The organism is Mycolicibacterium chubuense (genome assembly GCF_001044255.1).
In the GTDB taxonomy this organism is placed as follows: domain Bacteria; phylum Actinomycetota; class Actinomycetes; order Mycobacteriales; family Mycobacteriaceae; genus Mycobacterium; species Mycobacterium chubuense.
This window is the reverse complement of sequence record NZ_JYNX01000090.1, coordinates 1-17,415: the sequence shown is the minus strand read 5'-3', so window position 1 is coordinate 17,415 and position 17,415 is coordinate 1. Positions and strand designations below refer to the sequence as shown.

The following is a 17,415-nucleotide window of genomic DNA, read 5'->3' as shown; positions in this document are numbered from 1 at the left end:
TCATCCCGTCGTCTTGCCTCGTCGACGCCTGGTGATGGCGTAAGACGGAATCCATGCCAGACCACAGCGCTCCCGCGATCGCGGGGATCCACCACATCTCCTTCACCGTGCGCGATTTGGAAGCCAGCCTGAGCTGGTATGAGCGGGTGTTCCACGCGCAACGGTTACCGATGACGTTTCCGCATTACGGTTGCGAGGACACTGGGTACGCCGTGCTGCTCATCGAACCCCGCTCGGGGCTGGCGATCGGGCTCCACAAGAACACCGGCAACGGCGGTGACCTCTTCGACGAGGCTCAGACCGGGCTGGACCACATCGGATTCGCGGTGACATCCCGCGAGGAATTGGACGCGTGGGCCAGTTGGCTTGACGCACTGGAGATTCCGCACTCCGGTGTCAGGACCGGCGATCAGCCGGTCGCGTTCGCCACCCTTGTGTTCCGGGACCCCGACAACATCCAGCTGGAGCTGTTCGCTACGGCGGGCTGAACGGAATCACGGGCAGCGCAGCGTCAGAAGGGTGATCTCGCTCGGTGCGAAGACCCGGAAGGGAGGACCCCAGAACCCGGTCCCGCGACTGGTGTACAGCGCGGTGCGCTCACCGTGACGACTCAGACCGCTCACGACCGGCTGCTCGAGTCGGACCAGCACATGGAACGGCCAGATCTGCCCGCCGTGGGTGTGTCCGGAGATTCTGTCACGACTCGACGCTACCCATCGTCGATCACGCGCGGCCGACCCCGCGTCCCAGATCTCGGTTCGGCGACACGACGGACACGACCGAGGATCAGACCGCCTGCCTGCGACGATCCGGGCTGACGAACCCGTACCCTGCGAATCACTATGGCAAAGGTCCTTCGCGCTCTCGCCGCCGTCACTGCGTCGGTGATCGCGGCCGTCGCCCTCGCCGGCGCCGCGGCCGCCGATCCGCCACTGCTCAACGGCACCTACGGATCCGCCGACGGCGATCCGTACAACGTGCTGACCATCACGACGAGTTGCGGCCCCACGGGATGCGCCGGGACCGTCAGCAGCAACCAGGGCTGGAGCACTCCCACGACCTTCACCGACGGCCGGTGGGTGTTCACGGTGACGAAGCCGGGCGGACTCACCTGCGACGACGGACACTACGAACCGGCCGTGGTGTCGATGTCGGTCGACCCGGTGACGCTGAGCGGCGTGGTGTCCTCGGACTCGAACTACGGATGCGCGGGCGGCATCGTCACCCAGAGCCCGTTCCAGCTCCAGAAGGTCGGCTGATCGCGAGCGGTCAAGCGCGTTGAGCACTTCCACGTGGACGCACTCACTCTACGAGCATAGATTTGCTGGTCTCGCACCCCAGCGTGCCGAATGCGGATGGGCTCGAGCTGTAGTCCTTGCTGCGCGGCGACGCACCGCGTTTCACCAGCGCTGCGGTCGTGCATGCTCACCACGAACCTGAGCTAATTTGCGTGTGCGCAGCGCAGCAAAGGTGCCGCCGCAGCGAGACCGGGATGTGCAGGCAATATGGGCCGCGTGGTCCCTGAAGTGCTGAATTTTCTGCCATCGGGCGGGCGCGGAGTGGCTCACCGGTCCACCATCGAGGTGAAGAACTCTATGAGTTCGCAACAATGCGGCCGCCAGGTGATTGCTCGTTCGCTGCGCGTGTGTTCTCATTCGTTCTGACGCGTCACAGGAATTTGCCAGGATCGCGTCGATCGACGAAACGGGGGGATCATGGCAGGTAATCACGCGCGCAAAAATTCGCAACGGGGCATTCGGGAGCGCCGGACGCCGTACGCATGGCTCGGTACCGGTGCGGTCGGCCTCGGCCTCGGAGCCGCTGTGATCTGCGGGGCCGGGGCGGCCCATGCCGAGGACGGTGCCGACACCTCCGCCGGCCCGAGTCGCGCCAGCAGTCAGGACGCGACAGGGGATCGGCAGGAAGCGCGTCCGTCGCTACGGCAGACCCTGGTGGAGAAGCGGCAGCAATCCAGTTCTCGACGCGGTGAGCAGGCGAGGGGCGATGACGATGCATCCGAGGCTCCGGCCAGGGTGACGCGCAACACCCCGTTCCGGAACCGCAAGGATTCGACAGATACCGTCGACGGCAGCGTCACACCGAAGCGGCATGGACTGTTCGACGCCCCCGCAACACCGGTGCGTATCCCGTTCTGGCAGCGCAGGGCGGTGAAAGACGACGACCGCAAACCTGTCCAGACGATCCAGGCGGGTCCGGCCGATACGAGCCCATCCATCGATCCGGCGCCGACCACACTGCTGCTCTCGACCATGGCACTGGCGACCCCGCACCAGGAGTCAGTCTCGGATGACCGTGCCGCGAAGACTGTCGCCGCGCTGAAGACCACCGTGGCCGCCACGAATCAGATCGAAGTCCAGCCCGAGTTCGACAATCTCGACGGAATGAACGGCTTGGCAACGGAATACAACCGGACGTGGGTGTTGAACGTACCTTCGTGGTCGACATTGGACACCAGTGATCCTGAGTACGTGCCGGGCAAGGTCTTCACCTACACCGTCGCGCGACCGGCGGGCGACACCCTCAGTGGCGCCGACATTCCCGCCAATCTCAAGGGTAAGGACATCCCCGACAATCTCTACGTCGTCGAGTTCGTATCCGTCACCGGCACGTCCAACCCCAACCCGTACACGACGCTGGTGAAATCCATTCAACGTATCGACAGCACCCAGAGTGCGGACGTGGTCGAGAAGTACATCTACGACACCAATACCACGCACTACAGCCAGATCTGGGCATTCGAATTCGACCCGTTTGCCGGTGAGGACGCGGCACCGAAACCGCCGACGATCAAGAACGTCACTGCCACTCAGGAGGTTTACACCTCGATCGATCTCCTCGTATCGGGCGGCACGGACGACAACGGGATTGTGGCCTACCAGATCCTCAAGGGTGGGCAGCTCCTCACGACGGTCGACCCCGGCGAGAAGTACACGGAATACGGTCTGCAATCCGGCGTCACGTATACCTACACGGCACGGTCGGTCGATACGATCGGTCAGGTCAGCGCCGACAGCGCCCCCCTGATCATCACGACAGTAGACGTCGTCAAACCCACAGCGCCCACCATCGTGTCGTCCAGCGTCAACTCACACTCCGCCACGCTGACGGCCTTCGGTGGAACCGACAACGTCGGCGTCGTCGGCTACAACATCTACCGCGACGGGGAGCGCATCAATGTCGCACCGGTGCTCGCCTATCAGCCGGTTATCGACGAGGATCTCGACTTCGACGTCGAGTACGAGTACACGGCGCGGGCCCTCGATGCGGCCTTCAACGAGAGCGAGGACAGCCGCTCGGTCAAAGTGGTCACACTCACCCCGGAGGAAGACCCCGGCATCTTGGAGCAACTCGCCAACCGTCTTCGGGATCACTACATTCCGGATGAGGACGAGAACAATTCTCCACTCGAGGTATTTTTCGAATCGACGATGAATGTGTTCTCGGTGATCCCAGGCGTCAATCTTCTGGTGGCTGCGATCAAAACCCCTGTCGACCTTGTCCAGTTGATATTCGGACCAAAAGCCGGCCGGGCAGACGAATGGAAAGATCTCAGAGACGACTTCCTGACAGCAGCAACCGCCAAGCAGACTCGCCAACTATTGCAGGAGTTGCGGTGGGCTTACGAGGCCCAGAAGGCCACCCGGGTCTGACCGCAGAGCGAGTGTCCAAGCCAGGTGACCTCACCTGGCTTGGACACTATCCTCACAGCACGTCGCGGATGTCGTTCTTCAGCGCCTCGGACTGCGTGCCGAACACCGCCTGGACGCTGTTGCCCACCTCGAGGACGCCGGCGGCGCCGAGTGCCTTGAGCTGAGCCTGATCCACCTTGGACTTGTCGGCGACCTCCATGCGCAGCCGGGTGATGCAGGCGTCGACGTTGACCAGATTGTCGCGGCCGCCGAATGCGGCGATGAGTTGCTCGGCCTTCGTCTGAGCCGGCGCGGCGACCGCCGTCGTCGTCGCTCCTGACGCGCCCGCCTCCAGGTTCGCCTGCTCCTCGGCCTCGAACTCGTCCTCCGGTTCGCGCCCGGGGGTGCGCATGTTGAATTTCGTGATCGCGAACCGGAACAGCAGGTAGTACACGGCGAAGAACACCACACCCATCCCGATCAGCAGCGGGATGTTCTTCGCGGCCGGAGCCGTCCCGTAGAGCAGCAGGTCGATCAGGCCGGCGGAGAACGAGAAGCCCAGATGGATGTCGAGCAGGTAGGCGATCGCCAGGGACAGTCCGGTCAGCACCGCGTGGATGACGTACAGCGGGAACGCCACGAACATGAATGCGAACTCCAGCGGTTCGGTGATGCCGGTCAGGAACGCAGTGAGCGCCGCGGCCGACAGGATGCCGACCGCGACCTTGCGCTGCTTCTTGTTCGCCGCGTGGATCATCGCCAGGGCGGCGGCGGGCAGGCCGAACATCAGGATCGGATAGAAGCCGGCGGTCAGATGACCGCCGGTCGGGTCGCCGGCCGCGAACCGGGTGAGTTCGCCGGTGACCGTCTCGCCCGAGGGTGTCTGGTAGTCGCCGTAGAGGAACCAGATGTAGGAGTTCGGAATGTGGTGCAGGCCCAGCGGAATCAGCATGCGGTTGGCGAATCCGTAGACGAACGCCCCGATTGCCCCCGACGCGCCGATGAACTCACCGAGGCCGGTCAGCCCGGCGTCGAAGATGGGATAGAAGTAGCTCATCGCGAACGCGAGGAACAGACTCGCGAGCGAGACGACGATCGGGACGAACCGTCGGCCGCCGAAGAATCCGAGATAGGACGGCAACACGATGTCGTGGTAGCGGTCGAAAAGCCACGCCGTGAGCAAGCCGACGAGGATGCCTGCGAAGACGCTGTAGTTGATCTGCGCCTGCTCGCCCGCCTTGTCGACCTGACCGGCCAGCACGATCGGCGACATCGTCTTGAACACCGCCTGGACCACCAGATAGCCGACCACCGCGGACAGCGCGGTCGATCCGTCGGCCTTCCTGGCGAAACCGATGGCGACGCCGACGGCGAAGAGCAGCGGCAGATTCGTGAACAGTGCGTCTCCGGCGGCGCTCATCGCCTTGAAGAACGCCCCGATGACCGGCACCTCGATCCGGCCCAGCAGGTCCGGCTGCCCCAATCGCAGCAGAATGCCCGCAGCAGGCAGCACCGCGATCGGCAGCATGAGGCTCTTGCCCAGCCGCTGCAGCTGGGCGAATCCCGGTATCCGCAAGCCCGACTTGCTCTGCGCTTCTTGTGGTTTCGCAGAATCACTGGTCACAGGTCAGCCTTCTCTCTCGCCCGTTTCGTGCCCTTTCGCAAGTGGAGCAAGCCTATTCTGGGTGGGATCGGCTTTCATCCGATCGGCCAAAAGGAGTAGCGCCAATGAGCAATACGTCCGTCCTCGCCCCGGTCGCCGGGCGCGCGGTCCCGCTGTCCGATGTCCCCGACCCGGTGTTCTCCGCGGGCATGGTGGGCTACGGCGCGGCAGTGGATCCGCCGCGGGAAGTCATCGACGCGGTGGCGCCGGTAGCCGGCAAGGTCCTCAAGCTGATGCCGCACGCCTATGTGATCATGACGCCCGACAACGTCGGTGTGCTGGTTCATCTCGGCCTCGACACCGTCGCGCTCGACGGCGAGGGGTTCACCACCCACGTCAGCCAGGGCGACGACGTCGCCGCGGGGCAGAAGGTGATCACCTACGACGTCCCTGCCATCGAGGCCAAGGGCCTGAATCCCATTGTCCCCGTTGTGGTGATGGACCAGCGCGACGCCGACGCCATCACGCCTGCCGAGGCCGTGCTCGAGGGCGCGGTGATCGCCCACGGCGACGGACTCTTCATCGCGGCCACCTGATGGAAGTCGTCATCCTCGAAGACCGCGCGGAGATCGGCAGAATCGGCGCCGACGCGGTCGCGGCGTTGCTGAAACGCACACCGGACGCGGTGCTCGGGCTGGCCACCGGTTCGTCCCCGTTGACCATCTACGACGAACTGGCGGCGCGATACGACGCGGGGGAGTTGTCCTTTCGCCAGGCCCGCGGCTTCACCCTCGACGAGTACGTCGGACTGCCGGCCGATCACCCGGAGCGCTACCGCAACGTCATCGACCAGGTGTTCGTGTCGCGGGTCGACTTTCCTGACGGGGCGGTGCAGGGCCCTGACGGTCTGGCCGCCGACATCCCCGCCTCGTGCGCGGCCTACGAGGCGGAGATCCGCGACGCGGGCGGGGTGGACCTCCAGATCCTCGGCATCGGAACCGACGGGCACATCGCGTTCAACGAGCCCGGGTCGTCGCTGGCCTCGCGGACCCGCATCAAGACCCTCACCCGGCAGACGCGCATCGACAACGCCCGGTTCTTCGGCGACGACGTCGATGCGGTGCCGACGCACTGCCTGACCCAGGGGTTGGGCACCATCCTGGAGGCGCGGCACATCGTCCTGGTCGCGACCGGCCGCGGCAAGGCCGAGGCGGTGCACCATCTCGTCGAGGGCGCCGTGAGCGCCATGTGGCCGGCGACCGTGCTGCAGCACCACCCGCACGTCACCGTGCTGCTCGACGACGCCGCCGCCCGCCGGCTCCAACTCGTCGACTACTACCGCGAGACCTACCGCTGTAAACCGGACTGGCAGGGCATCTGAGGTGCTCCTGCGCGCCGACACCGTGCTGACCGGGCGGGACCTGCTGCGCCCGGGCTGGCTGGAGATCGCCGACGGCGTGATCCGCCGGGTCGGCGCGGGCGACCCGCCCGCGCCACCAGATACGGATCTCGGCGCTGCGACGGTGGTTCCGGGATTCGTCGACACCCATCTGCACGGCGGTGGTGGCGCCAACTTCTCGGCTGCCGAATCCGAGGAGACGGCCACCGCGGCGGAGTTGCACCGCAGGCACGGCTCCACCACCCTGGTCGCCTCGCTCGTCACCGCCGGTCCCGCCGACCTGCTGCGGCAGGTCGCAGCGCTGGCGCGCGATGTGCGCGCCGGTGTGATCGACGGGATCCACCTGGAGGGCCCGTGGCTGTCACCTCTGCGCTGTGGTGCTCATCAGCCCGCACTGATGCGGGACCCGGAACCCGCCGAGATCGACGCGGTGCTGCGCGCGGGCGACGGTGCGATCCGCATGGTCACCATCGCACCGGAGTGCGCCGGAGCCGTCGCCGCGATCGAGCAGCTCACCGCGGCGGGCGTGGTGGTGGCGGTCGGTCACACCGAGGCCACCTATGACCAGGCGCGTGCGGCCATCGACGCGGGCGCGACGGTCGGCACGCACCTGTTCAACGCGATGCGACCGATCGACCGGCGGGAGCCCGGGCCCATCGTGGCGCTGATGGAAGACCCCCGCGTCACGGTCGAACTCATCACCGACGGGGTGCACATCGATCCGGCGATCTACCGGTTCGTCAGCAAAGCCGTTGGCCCTGAGCGGATCTCATTGATCACCGACGCCATGGCCGCGACCGGGATGTCCGACGGCCGCTACCTGCTCGGTCCGTTGGCGGTGGACGTCGCCGCCGGGGTGGCCCGGGTGGCGGGGACCGACACCATCGCCGGCAGCACCGCGACCATGGACCGGGTGCTCCGGTTCGCCGTCACCCACAGCGCAGCGCCGCAGGACGAGGCGTTGCAGGCCGCGGTGGCCCAGGCGTCGGTCATCCCCGCCCGCGCCCTCGGGTTGCCCGGTGCCGCAATGACCGTCGGCTCGGCCGCCGACCTGGTGATGCTCGACGATGACCTGTCGGTCACCGGGGTCATGCGCAAAGGCACCTGGGTGGTCAACCCGGCGTGACCTGCCAGGTACTCATCGCACCCTGCAGCTCGTCCTGGGTCAGCGCGTCGACCGGCAATCGGTCCAGACCCGGCTGGCACCGCATGCCCTGGAGGAGAAGGGCGACGTAGCGGCGCCACAGCTCCGTCGACACCCCGTCGGAGTACTCGCCGACCGTGCCCGCCATCAGGCCGAGCAGCGGCATGTCGGTCGACGACACCTCGGGCCGCAGGTATCCGTCCCGCTTCGCCCGCTTCACCAGCTTGGAGATGACGGGGTCGAGAAGGGTGCGGCCCGCGTCCACCCTGCCCCCGCAGTAGGCCCTGCTGAACGCGACCTCGCGCAGAGCCATGACCGACCATGACAAAGTTGCGGCACGACGCGAGATCGCCGACNCGGCTGACCGGACGCGTCCTGGATCACGCGGACCACGTTGATGCCGTCGAGGAAGATCGCCTCGAAGAGCGCCTCCTTGGTCGGGAACCGCCGGTACACGGTGCCCACCCCCAGCTTCGCGTGGTGAGCGACCTCGTTCAGCGTCGCCTCCAGCCCACGCGTGGCGCAGAGCTCGCGCGCGGCCTCGATGATGCGGCGCCGGTTGCGCTCGGCATCCTTGCGCAGGCTCGCCGCCTGCGGATCCCCAGCGTTCATGACGCAGAGTCTACGACGCGCAGGCACCCGCTCCATTTGGTCGCAGCGCGCCACATCACCATGAGCCCAATCTAGTGACACGCCTTACAAAAACGCAACAACCGGATTGACTCTATCCACTTGTCGGCTTAAGTTCCTACAAGATCACACGCCGGCTGGTGGCTCGCGGCGTCCCTCACCGAAAGGCACGACCTTGCCTGTAGTTGTCGCGCGCGCTCAGCCAGGGGCGAAACCGTTGTGCAACAGCAGCACTCGAACGCGACGGCCGCGATGATCACGATCGTCAAGCGGGTCTGGCTACCCGTGCTGGTCATCGTCGCCATCGCGGTCGGCGGGCTGGCGGTGGCGAACCTGCGCTCGGTTTTCGGCTCCGACAAGGCCATCGTGACGCCGGTCGACGCCGACACCGCGGAGAACTTCAACCCCAAGGTCGTCACCTACGAGATCTTCGGAACGGGATCGTCGGCGACCATCAACTACGCCGACCTCGACGGCAAGCCGCAGCGCACCGGCGAGGTGAGTCTGCCCTGGTCACTGACCCTGCAGACGACGCTGCCGTCGGTGATGCCGAACATCATGGCCCAGGGCGACGGCCAATCCATCACGTGCCGCGTCACCGTCGACGACGAGGTCAAAGACGAGAGGACGGCACAGGGCGTGAACGCCGCCACCTACTGCCTGGTGAAGGCAGCATGATCACGTCCCTCAAGGGCCGGCCCGGCGACAACGCCGACGACGCGCCGACCGACGCGATACCGGCCGCGCGGCACGCCGCCACGGCCCGCCCGAAGCTCCCCCGCTTCATCCGGATGTTCGCCGTCCCGATCGTGCTGGTGTGGATCGCGATCGTGGCGCTGCTGAATACGGTTGTGCCGCAACTCGAAGAAGTCGGGAAGCTACGCGCCGTCTCGATGAGCCCCAACGACGCGCCCGCGTTGATCGCGACCAAGCACGTGGGCGCGAAGTTCCAGGAGTACGACACCAGCAGTTCAGTGATGATCGTCGTCGAAGGCGACCAACCCCTGGGGCCGGAAGCGCACACCTACTACGACGAGATCGTCCGCGACCTCAATGCCGACACCAGACACGTTCAGCACGTGCAGGACTTCTGGGGTGACACGCTGACGGCGGCCGGTGCCCAGAGCATCGACGGCAAGGCCGCCTACGTGCAGGTCTACATCGCCGGTGACCAGGGTGAGGCGCTGGCCAACGAATCGGTGGAGACGGTGCGTGACATCGTCGACAGCAAGGCGGCGCCGCCAGGCGTCAAGGCGTATGTCACCGGGCCCGCGGCGCTGACCACCGACCAGAACATCGTCGGCGACGCCAGCATGAAGACCATCGAGTTCGTGACGATCGGGATCATCATCGTGATGCTGCTGATCGTCTACCGGTCGGTCACCACGATGCTCGCGGTGATGTCGATGGTGTTCGTCGGACTGCTGTCGGCGCGCGGCATCGTGTCCTTCCTCGGCTTCTACCAGGTCTTCGGTCTCACCACCTTCGCGACGAGCATGGTGGTGACCCTGGCGATCGCCGCCGCCACCGACTACGCGATCTTCCTGATCGGCCGCTATCAGGAAGCCCGACGGTCGGGTATGGACCGAGAGTCCGCGTACTACGACATGTTTCACGGTACGGCCCACGTCGTGCTGGCCTCGGGCATGACCATCGCGGGCGCCACGCTGTGCCTGCACTTCACCCGGCTGCCGTACTTCCAGAGCATGGGTATCCCGCTGGCGGTCGGCATGACCATCGTCGTGGCGGCGGCGCTGACGCTCGGCCCCGCGCTGGTGTCGATCGTGACCCGATTCGGAAAGGTGCTGGAGCCCAAAGGCAAAGGCCGTGCCCGCGGTTGGCGCCGGCTGGGATCGGCCACCGTGCGGTGGCCGGGGGCGATCCTCGTCATGGCGACGGTGCTGTGCCTGGTCGGTCTGCTGACCCTGCCCGGTTATCACACGACATACAACGATCGGATCTACCTGCCCGGCGACGTCCCTGCCAACATCGGATACGCCGCGGCGGACCGGCACTTCTCCGACGCCAAGATGAACCCCGACCTGCTGATGGTCGAATCCGACCATGACATGCGCAATCCCGCCGACTTTCTGGTGATCGAGAAGATCGCCAAGGCGCTGGTGCGGGTGCACGGCATCGCGTCGGTCACCACGATCACCCGTCCCGACGGCAAACCGATCAAGCATGCATCGCTGGCGTACACGGTGAGCCAGAGCGGCAACGGACAGATCATGAACAACGACTTCCAGCAGACCGTGCTGGACAACACGCTCAAGCAGGCCAACGACATGCAGGTGACCATCGACTCGATGGAGAAGATGCAGGGCATCACCCTTCAGATGGCCGACGTCACCCGCCGGATGGCCGACAAGATGAAGGACACCTCGGGCCACATCGGCGATGTTCGTGATCATCTGGCCGATTTCGACGACCAGTTCCGGCCGCTGCGCAACTACTTCTACTGGGAGCCGCACTGCTTCGACATCCCGATGTGTTGGGCCTTGCGGTCGATCTTCGACAGCCTCGACGGGATCGGCACCTTGTCCGACGACTTCAGCCAGTTGGTTCCCGACATCGAGCAGTTGGCGCAGTTGACGCCGCAGATGGCAGCGCTGATGCCGGCGATGATCCAGACGATGAAGAACCAGAAGCAGATGATGCTGAATCAGTATCAGGCGCAGAAGATGCAGCAGGACCAGAACATCGCCATGCAGGAGGACACGACGGCGATGGGGGAGGCGTACGACACCGCCCGCAACGACGACACCTTCTATCTACCGCCGGAAGCGTTCCAGACGGCCGATTTCCAGCGCGGCATGAAGCTCATGATGTCGCCGGACGGAAAGGCGGTGCGCTTCACCGTCTTCCACCAGGGCGACCCGCTGACCGAGGACGGCACCGAGCGAATCGACCCGATGCGCATCGCCGCCGCGGACGCGATCAAGGGCACCCCACTCGAGGGATCGACGATCTACGTCGGTGGTAGCGCCGCGATGTACAAGGACATGCAGCAGGGCGCGGACTACGACCTGCTCATCGCGGCCGTGGCATCGTTAATCCTGATCTTCCTGATCATGGTGATCCTGACCCGGGCCGTGGCGGCGGCGGCCGTCATCGTCGGCACGGTGGTGCTCAGTCTCGGGACATCGTTCGGATTGTCGGTCCTGGTGTGGCAGCACATCATCGGCATCCCGCTGAGCTGGATGGTGCTGCCCATGTCGGTCATCGTGCTGCTCGCCGTCGGCGCCGACTACAACCTGCTGCTGGTGTCGCGGATGAAGGAGGAGATCCACGCCGGGATCAAGACCGGGATCATCCGGTCGATGGCCGGTACCGGATCCGTCGTCACCGCAGCAGGATTCGTGTTCGCATTCACGATGATCGGCATGATCGTCAGCGACATGATCACCATCGGGCAGGTGGGCACGACCATCGGCCTGGGACTGCTCTTCGACACGCTGATCGTGCGCTCGTTGATGACACCGTCCATCGCGGCGCTGATGGGCCGGTGGTTCTGGTGGCCGACCCACGTGCGGCCGCGACCCAAACCGAAACCGTGGCCGCGAGTCGCCCAGGAGGTGACCGCGTGAGACGGTCGCTGACGCTCGTGCTGGCGGCGTTGGCGGCGGGCCTGGTGGGAGCGCCACCGGCTGTCGCGGACTCGACCGATGACTACCCGATCCCGCGCAGGCAGATCGAGACGTCCTGCGACGCCGAGCAGTACCTGGCAGCGGTGCGGGACACCAGCCCGGTCTACTTCGAGCGGTACATGCTGGACAAGAGCAACCGCCCGCCCGACGTCCAGCAGATGGCGGTGGACCGCATCCACTGGTTCTACTCGCTGGACGCCGCGGCGCGTCGCCAATACTCCGAGGACACCGCCACCAACGTGTACTACGAGCAGGTGGCGACCCGGTGGGGCAACTGGGCGAAGGTCTTCTTCAACAACAAGGGCGTGGTGGCGCACGCGACGGATGTCTGCATGACCTATCCGCGCGGCGACCTGTCGGTGTGGAGCTGGCCGGTCGCCCGCTGAGTGGGCGGGCTTGTCGCCAATGCGCGGCCTTGTGGCCCGCGTCACACTAGATTGAGGCGATGACTGTTTCCCCGGGCCGCAAAAAGGTAATCGCGATCGTCCTGGCGGGAGGCGAGGGAAAACGTCTCATGCCGTTGACCGCCGACCGGGCGAAGCCGGCTGTGCCTTTCGGTGGCATCTACCGCCTCATTGATTTCGCCCTGAGTAACGTCGTCAACTCCGGTTACCTCAAAGTGGTTGTGCTGACGCAGTACAAGAGCCACAGCCTGGACCGCCATGTCACCACGACGTGGCGGATGTCGACGCTGCTGGGCAACTACGTGACGCCGGTGCCGGCCCAGCAACGGGTCGGCAAGCGGTGGTATCTCGGCAGCGCGGACGCGATCTACCAGTCACTGAATCTGCTCAACGATGAGGATCCGGACATCGTGGTCGTCGTGGGCGCCGATCACGTGTATCGGATGGACTTCGCTCAGATGGTGCAGCAGCACATCGAGAGCGGAGCCGGTTGCACGGTGGCCGCCATCCGGCAGCGAATCGAACTGGCCGACCAGTTCGGTGTCATCGACGTCGACCCCGAGTCGCCGCAGAACATCAGGGCCTTCCTGGAAAAGCCGACCGATCCGGTGGGGCTCCCCGACGCACCGCACGAAGTACTGGCCTCGATGGGCAACTATGTGTTCAGTGCGGACGCACTGCGCGACGCCGTCACCCGCGATGCGACCTTCGACGCCTCCAAGCACGACATGGGTGGGGACATCGTGCCGTGGTTCGTCGACCGTTCGGAGTCGGCCGTCTACGACTTCAAGAACAATGATGTGCCGGGGTCTTACGAGCGTGACCGAGACTACTGGCGGGACGTCGGGACGATGAAGTCCTACTTCGACGCCCACATGGATCTCGTGGCGCCGCTGCCGGAGTTCAACCTGTACAACTCCGCGTGGCCGATCTTCACCAGCTACGGAGCCCTGCCGCCGGCCAAGCTGGTCGAGGGCGAACTCGGAACGCCGACGATGACCCACAACTCGATCCTGTCACCGGGCGTGGTGATCACCGGCGGCACAGTGAGTAAATCCGTGCTCTCCCCGTCGTGTCGGGTCGGTTCGGGTGCGGAGGTCTCCGACTCCGTGCTCCTCAACGGCGTCGAGGTCGGCGCGGGGGCGGTCGTCCGCAACGCGATCATCGACAAGAACGTCGTGGTGCCACCCGGCGCGGAGATCGGCGTCGATCCTGAGGCCGACGAGGCTCGTGGCTTCATCGTCCAGGACGGCCTCACGGTGCTCTCGAAGAATCAGGTGGTGCCGGCCCCCTGAAGGACCGTCGTCAGGTCATCGCCTCGGCCCAGGCGATGTGTCCTTCGAAGCCGAGTGATTCCGCCCTGGCACGGTAGCGATCCCGATAGTCGCGGTAGGAGGCTTCGTCTCCCTTGGCGCGGGCCAACAAGGCACGCAGACGAAGTAGCCAGACATCGCGGATGACCAGTCCGTCGTCGGCAGGCGGCGCGGCGGCCAGCCGCTCGATCGCGGCCTCGGCTCGGGCCACGTCCGCCGTGCCGCCGCTGTCGAGCAGGGTTTCCACCAGAACACTCGTCGCAGGAACCGCGTAGCCCCACGCCAGCAGGTGCCCCTCGCGAGCGGGGTGGTCCACGGCGGCGAACATGAGTGGTGTCGCCTCGTCGTGGTGTCCACGTCGACTCCGCTCGCGCGCCAGGTACACGTGGACGAGCGGTAGTTCGGACAGGGAGTGGCCCCGGCGTAGGAACAGGTCGCCGACCTCGGCGAGCAACATCTCTCCGCGGGAACGCTCCGCATCCGCCTCGCGATGCACCAGCGCGAGGCCCAGCGCCGATCGGGCCCAGACCACCGCCATGTCATCACCGGACTGTTCGGCGATCCGGAGCGCATCCTCGATCTCGTGCAGCGCCTGATCGTGAGGGGCCAGCACGCCGAACGTCGTTCCCGGCCAGTAGGCGTAGGTGATGACGGTGGCGTACGACAACGGGTCGGCGCTGCGCGCCATGGCCACGCCGTGGCGAAGGTCTTCGCGCCATCCGGAACGACCCAGCCACCACCGGCCGATAGCCCGTGTCGTGAACGCGAGCGCCAACGGAGACCCGAACATGAAGTCCCCCTTCGACGGATCACCCTCCGCAAGGTCGATGGTTCGTTGCGACCACCGCAGCAGGTCACCCCACTCGCCACTTTGCCCCTTGGCGTAGATGACCGGAAAAGACAGCCCGACCGTCAATGTCGGATCGCCGATCGACTCGACGAGGGCCCAGGCTTCCGATGCCAGCTGCGACGCCTCGCGGATCCGACCCCGGAACGCGCGCTCCAACACCAGGCCGGCCATCCCGATCGCCAGGGACGCCTGGTCCCCGGCCGCGGCGCACAACTGCCGCAATTCCTCGAAACGGTCGCCGGCCACGGTCTCCTGGACTCGCCAGGCGATACCGCACAGCATGGTGCGCGGCGCAATGCGCATCGCTGTCCGATCGGGGTCGTCGGCAGGCACCGCGTCGGCGATCGTTCGAGCGCGCTCCCAACTGCGACGCGCGGCGGCGATGTCGCGATAGGTCGCCCACATCGCGGCGCGCATGTGCCAGCTGTACGCGGTGTGCAGATCACCCGCCGCCTCGGCGTGTCCGGCGATCAAGGCGGCATTCTCATCAGCTGCTGCGGGGGCCACAGATTCGATGGCGGCCGCGACGCGCCGGTGCAGCGCGGCGCGATCGACTCTGAGCTGCGATTCGTAGGCCACCGTGCGAATCAGCGGGTGGCGGAAGGCGTATTCCGGGCTCGGGGTGTCTTGCACCTGATCGAGCAGCTCGGCGGCCAGCAGTTCGACGAGCACCGCATCGATGCCCAACGCGGCCAGAAGATCCGCCTCGAAGCGGACGCCGATCACCGACGCCGCATTCAACGTCCGCTTCGCCGGGGTACTCAGCCGGTCGATGCGCGCTTCGATCGCCGCCTGCACGGTGGCCGGCACCGTGACCTCGGTGGCGTCCTCTTCACAGACGTAGCGGCCGCGGTCACCTTTCAGCACGCCCCGCTGGGCCAACTCGCGCACCATCTCCTCGGCGAAGAACGGAATGCCGGCGGCCCGTTCGCCGATGATCGTCGCCAGCGCCGTGACCGACGGATCCGGCCCCAGCAGCTCGCCGATCAGCGCCGCGGTGTCTGAATCACATAGGGGGGCAAGCGCAATCGTCTGAGCTCCGGGCACGCGCGTCAGCGCTCCGTCGTATTCGGGACGGTAGGTGATCAGCACCATCGAGGGTGTTTGGGGAATCACCGCGAGCAGGTCGGTCACCAGCGACTCGCTGACGTCGTCGATCCAGTGCGCGTCCTCGATGACGTAGAGCGCCGGCTCGGTGCGAGCCAGCGTCACGGAATCCAACAGCGCGGTCAACCGCCGCCGCCGCGCATCCGGATCAATACGGGGCAGTGGCACATCCCGGTCGCCGATGCCGAGCAGATCATCGAGTAGGAGCAGGTCCTGCGGGTCGGCGTCCGGGACTTGTGCATGGGCATGACGACGGGCCGCGTCGTCGTCCAGGTCGGCGATCCCGCTGGCCGTCCGCAGCAGCCTCGTCACCACGTCGAAGGCGATGTCACGGGCGTGAGATTCGCAGTGCGTCCAATAGACGTCGGCACCTCGAGCCGCCGCCAGCGTTGCAGCCTCCCGAGCCACGCGCGACTTGCCGATACCGGCCGGTCCCACCACATTCACGATGACACCGCTCCCGCTGACCGTGCGGTCCACCAGGGCTTCGAGGGCGGCCATCTCCCAGCGCCGGCCGACCAGGCTCGCCTCGGTGCGCCCGATCCGCGCGGTGCGCGGCCGGATCGCCAGAAGCCGGCGCGCCGAAACCGGCGCGTCCCTGCCCTTGATCGAAACCGACTCGACGTCTCCGAGCACCGCGGCATGCTCGACCAGGTGAGCGGTGGGCGCGCTGAGCATGACGCCGTCCGGCGGGGCCACCGATTCCATGCGTTGCGCCAACCCCACCTGCTCGCCGATCGCGGCGTAACCCGAGACACCCGAACCGATGTCACCGGCGACGACCTGGCCCGAATTCAGGCCCACCCGCAGCCGCAGCGCAACACCGTCACGGCGGGCGACCGCACCGGCCAATCGGTGCGTCTCCTCCTGGATGGCCAGCGCGGCCAGGCACGCCCGATACGCATGGTCCTCCAGAGCTGCGGGCGCCCCGAAGAGCGCCATCAGTCCGTCACCGGTGAACTTCTCCATCGTGCCGCCGTAGCGCCGCACCACGGCCGCGCCGCGGCTGACCAGTTCGGCCATGATCTCGCGCAGGCGTTCGGCACCCACCGCCGCCGCGATGTCCATCGAACCCACGACATCCGCGAACAGCGCGGTGACCTGCTTGTACTCCGCACGGGTGGTCGAACCGACCAGTGGTGACCCACATCGATAACAGAACCGGGCATTCGGCACGGTTCCGCCGCCACACGTAGGACATGCCGTCACGGCCGTCATCCGAGCACCACCGGTCCTGGGGGGTTCGACCACCTACGACAAGAGGCTAGAGCGTTCGGCGACGGAGACCGGCGCTATTGACCCCGGTACCGAGGCCGCGGCCCACTGTGCTGAGGATCGAACGGCGCCGTCGCCGCGTCGTCTCGAGCGCACCGACACAAGCGCGGCCGACGCTGAGGCGTACCCACGAGAGAGGTCGCTTGCCTGGATTCTTGGGAGCCGATGACGGGAATCGAACCCGCGTATTCAGCTTGGGAAGCTGATGTTCTGCCATTGAACTACATCGGCATGTTTCGAACGAGAAGGCTAACACGGTCCACAAGCGCCCCGAGTGTGCACTCAGGGCGGAAATACGGTCTTGAGTTCAAGGGGTCGATGCAACAGTTGGCGGTTTTGACAGTAGTTCGTTGAGGGCTTCGGCTGGGGTTTTCCAGTCGAGGGTTTTGC

At 66.1% G+C, this 17,415-nt stretch carries 13 protein-coding genes, 1 tRNA gene and 1 pseudogene; 10 read left to right on the top strand and 5 right to left on the bottom strand.

The window, feature by feature from the left end; all coding sequences use genetic code 11:
- Positions 1 to 53: 53 nt before the first annotated feature.
- Positions 54 to 488 carry a VOC family protein gene (locus MCHUDSM44219_RS27160; RefSeq protein WP_048421387.1) on the top strand — a complete coding sequence of 145 codons (435 nt, stop codon included), beginning with the start codon at positions 54 to 56 and terminating at the stop codon, positions 486 to 488.
- A gap of 6 nt (positions 489 to 494) precedes the next feature.
- Here MCHUDSM44219_RS27160 and MCHUDSM44219_RS31480 read toward each other — a convergent pair.
- Positions 495 to 695: pseudogene (locus MCHUDSM44219_RS31480) on the bottom strand (metallophosphoesterase); the annotation flags it as partial.
- Between the two features lie 147 nt (positions 696 to 842).
- Here MCHUDSM44219_RS31480 and MCHUDSM44219_RS27155 point away from each other — a divergent pair.
- Positions 843 to 1,259: a hypothetical protein gene (locus tag MCHUDSM44219_RS27155; RefSeq protein WP_048421386.1), complete on the top strand. Its 417-nt coding sequence runs from the start codon at positions 843 to 845 to the stop codon at positions 1,257 to 1,259.
- A gap of 456 nt (positions 1,260 to 1,715) precedes the next feature.
- Positions 1,716 to 3,671, top strand: a complete 1,956-nt coding sequence (locus MCHUDSM44219_RS27150; protein WP_131722360.1) for a fibronectin type III domain-containing protein — start codon at positions 1,716 to 1,718, stop codon at positions 3,669 to 3,671.
- A gap of 52 nt (positions 3,672 to 3,723) precedes the next feature.
- Here MCHUDSM44219_RS27150 and MCHUDSM44219_RS27145 read toward each other — a convergent pair whose 3' ends face one another.
- Positions 3,724 to 5,178 (bottom strand): PTS transporter subunit EIIC, encoded by a 1,455-nt coding sequence (locus MCHUDSM44219_RS27145; protein ID WP_330218639.1) that lies wholly within the window; start codon positions 5,176 to 5,178, stop codon positions 3,724 to 3,726.
- A gap of 200 nt (positions 5,179 to 5,378) precedes the next feature.
- On the opposite strand from MCHUDSM44219_RS27145, the gene MCHUDSM44219_RS27140 reads away from it, so the two are divergent.
- From MCHUDSM44219_RS27140 to nagA, 3 genes are read left to right on the top strand one after another with little or no spacing between them, the layout of a single operon-like run.
- On the top strand, positions 5,379 to 5,849 hold the full coding sequence (locus MCHUDSM44219_RS27140) for a PTS sugar transporter subunit IIA (RefSeq protein WP_048421383.1): 471 nt from the start codon (positions 5,379 to 5,381) through the stop codon (positions 5,847 to 5,849).
- A complete protein-coding gene (gene nagB / locus MCHUDSM44219_RS27135; RefSeq protein WP_048421382.1) occupies positions 5,849 to 6,634 on the top strand; it encodes a glucosamine-6-phosphate deaminase in 786 nt (261 codons plus the stop codon). The genes MCHUDSM44219_RS27140 and nagB overlap by 1 nt, the downstream gene beginning before the upstream one ends.
- A gap of 1 nt (position 6,635) precedes the next feature.
- On the top strand, positions 6,636 to 7,778 hold the full coding sequence (gene nagA, locus MCHUDSM44219_RS27130) for an N-acetylglucosamine-6-phosphate deacetylase (protein WP_048421381.1): 1,143 nt from the start codon (positions 6,636 to 6,638) through the stop codon (positions 7,776 to 7,778).
- Between the two features lie 375 nt (positions 7,779 to 8,153).
- Here nagA and MCHUDSM44219_RS31470 read toward each other — a convergent pair.
- A partial coding sequence (locus MCHUDSM44219_RS31470) for a TetR/AcrR family transcriptional regulator (RefSeq protein WP_236695602.1) occupies positions 8,154 to 8,408 on the bottom strand: 255 nt, incomplete at its 3' end.
- A 270-nt stretch (positions 8,409 to 8,678) separates the two neighbouring features.
- On the opposite strand from MCHUDSM44219_RS31470, the gene MCHUDSM44219_RS27120 reads away from it, so the two are divergent.
- From MCHUDSM44219_RS27120 to glgC, 4 genes are read left to right on the top strand one after another with little or no spacing between them, the layout of a single operon-like run.
- Complete coding sequence (locus MCHUDSM44219_RS27120) at positions 8,679 to 9,104, top strand: MmpS family transport accessory protein (protein ID WP_048421401.1); 426 nt, start codon at positions 8,679 to 8,681, stop codon at positions 9,102 to 9,104.
- Positions 9,101 to 12,016: an MMPL/RND family transporter gene (locus MCHUDSM44219_RS27115; RefSeq protein ID WP_048421380.1), complete on the top strand. Its 2,916-nt coding sequence runs from the start codon at positions 9,101 to 9,103 to the stop codon at positions 12,014 to 12,016. The genes MCHUDSM44219_RS27120 and MCHUDSM44219_RS27115 overlap by 4 nt, the downstream gene beginning before the upstream one ends.
- Entirely contained in the window at positions 12,013 to 12,462 is a 450-nt protein-coding gene (locus tag MCHUDSM44219_RS27110) for a DUF5078 domain-containing protein (RefSeq protein ID WP_109778005.1), read from the top strand. Before MCHUDSM44219_RS27115 ends, MCHUDSM44219_RS27110 begins: the two co-directional genes overlap by 4 nt.
- Positions 12,463 to 12,521: 59 nt before the next feature.
- On the top strand, positions 12,522 to 13,775 hold the full coding sequence (gene glgC / locus MCHUDSM44219_RS27105; RefSeq protein WP_048421379.1) for a glucose-1-phosphate adenylyltransferase: 1,254 nt from the start codon (positions 12,522 to 12,524) through the stop codon (positions 13,773 to 13,775).
- A 10-nt stretch (positions 13,776 to 13,785) separates the two neighbouring features.
- Here the strand turns inward: glgC and MCHUDSM44219_RS27100 are convergent, their stop codons facing one another.
- Positions 13,786 to 16,968, bottom strand: a complete 3,183-nt coding sequence (locus MCHUDSM44219_RS27100) for an adenylate/guanylate cyclase domain-containing protein (RefSeq protein ID WP_048421378.1) — start codon at positions 16,966 to 16,968, stop codon at positions 13,786 to 13,788.
- Between the two features lie 217 nt (positions 16,969 to 17,185).
- A tRNA-Gly gene (locus MCHUDSM44219_RS27095) sits at positions 17,186 to 17,256 on the bottom strand.
- Positions 17,257 to 17,415: the final 159 nt, after the last annotated feature.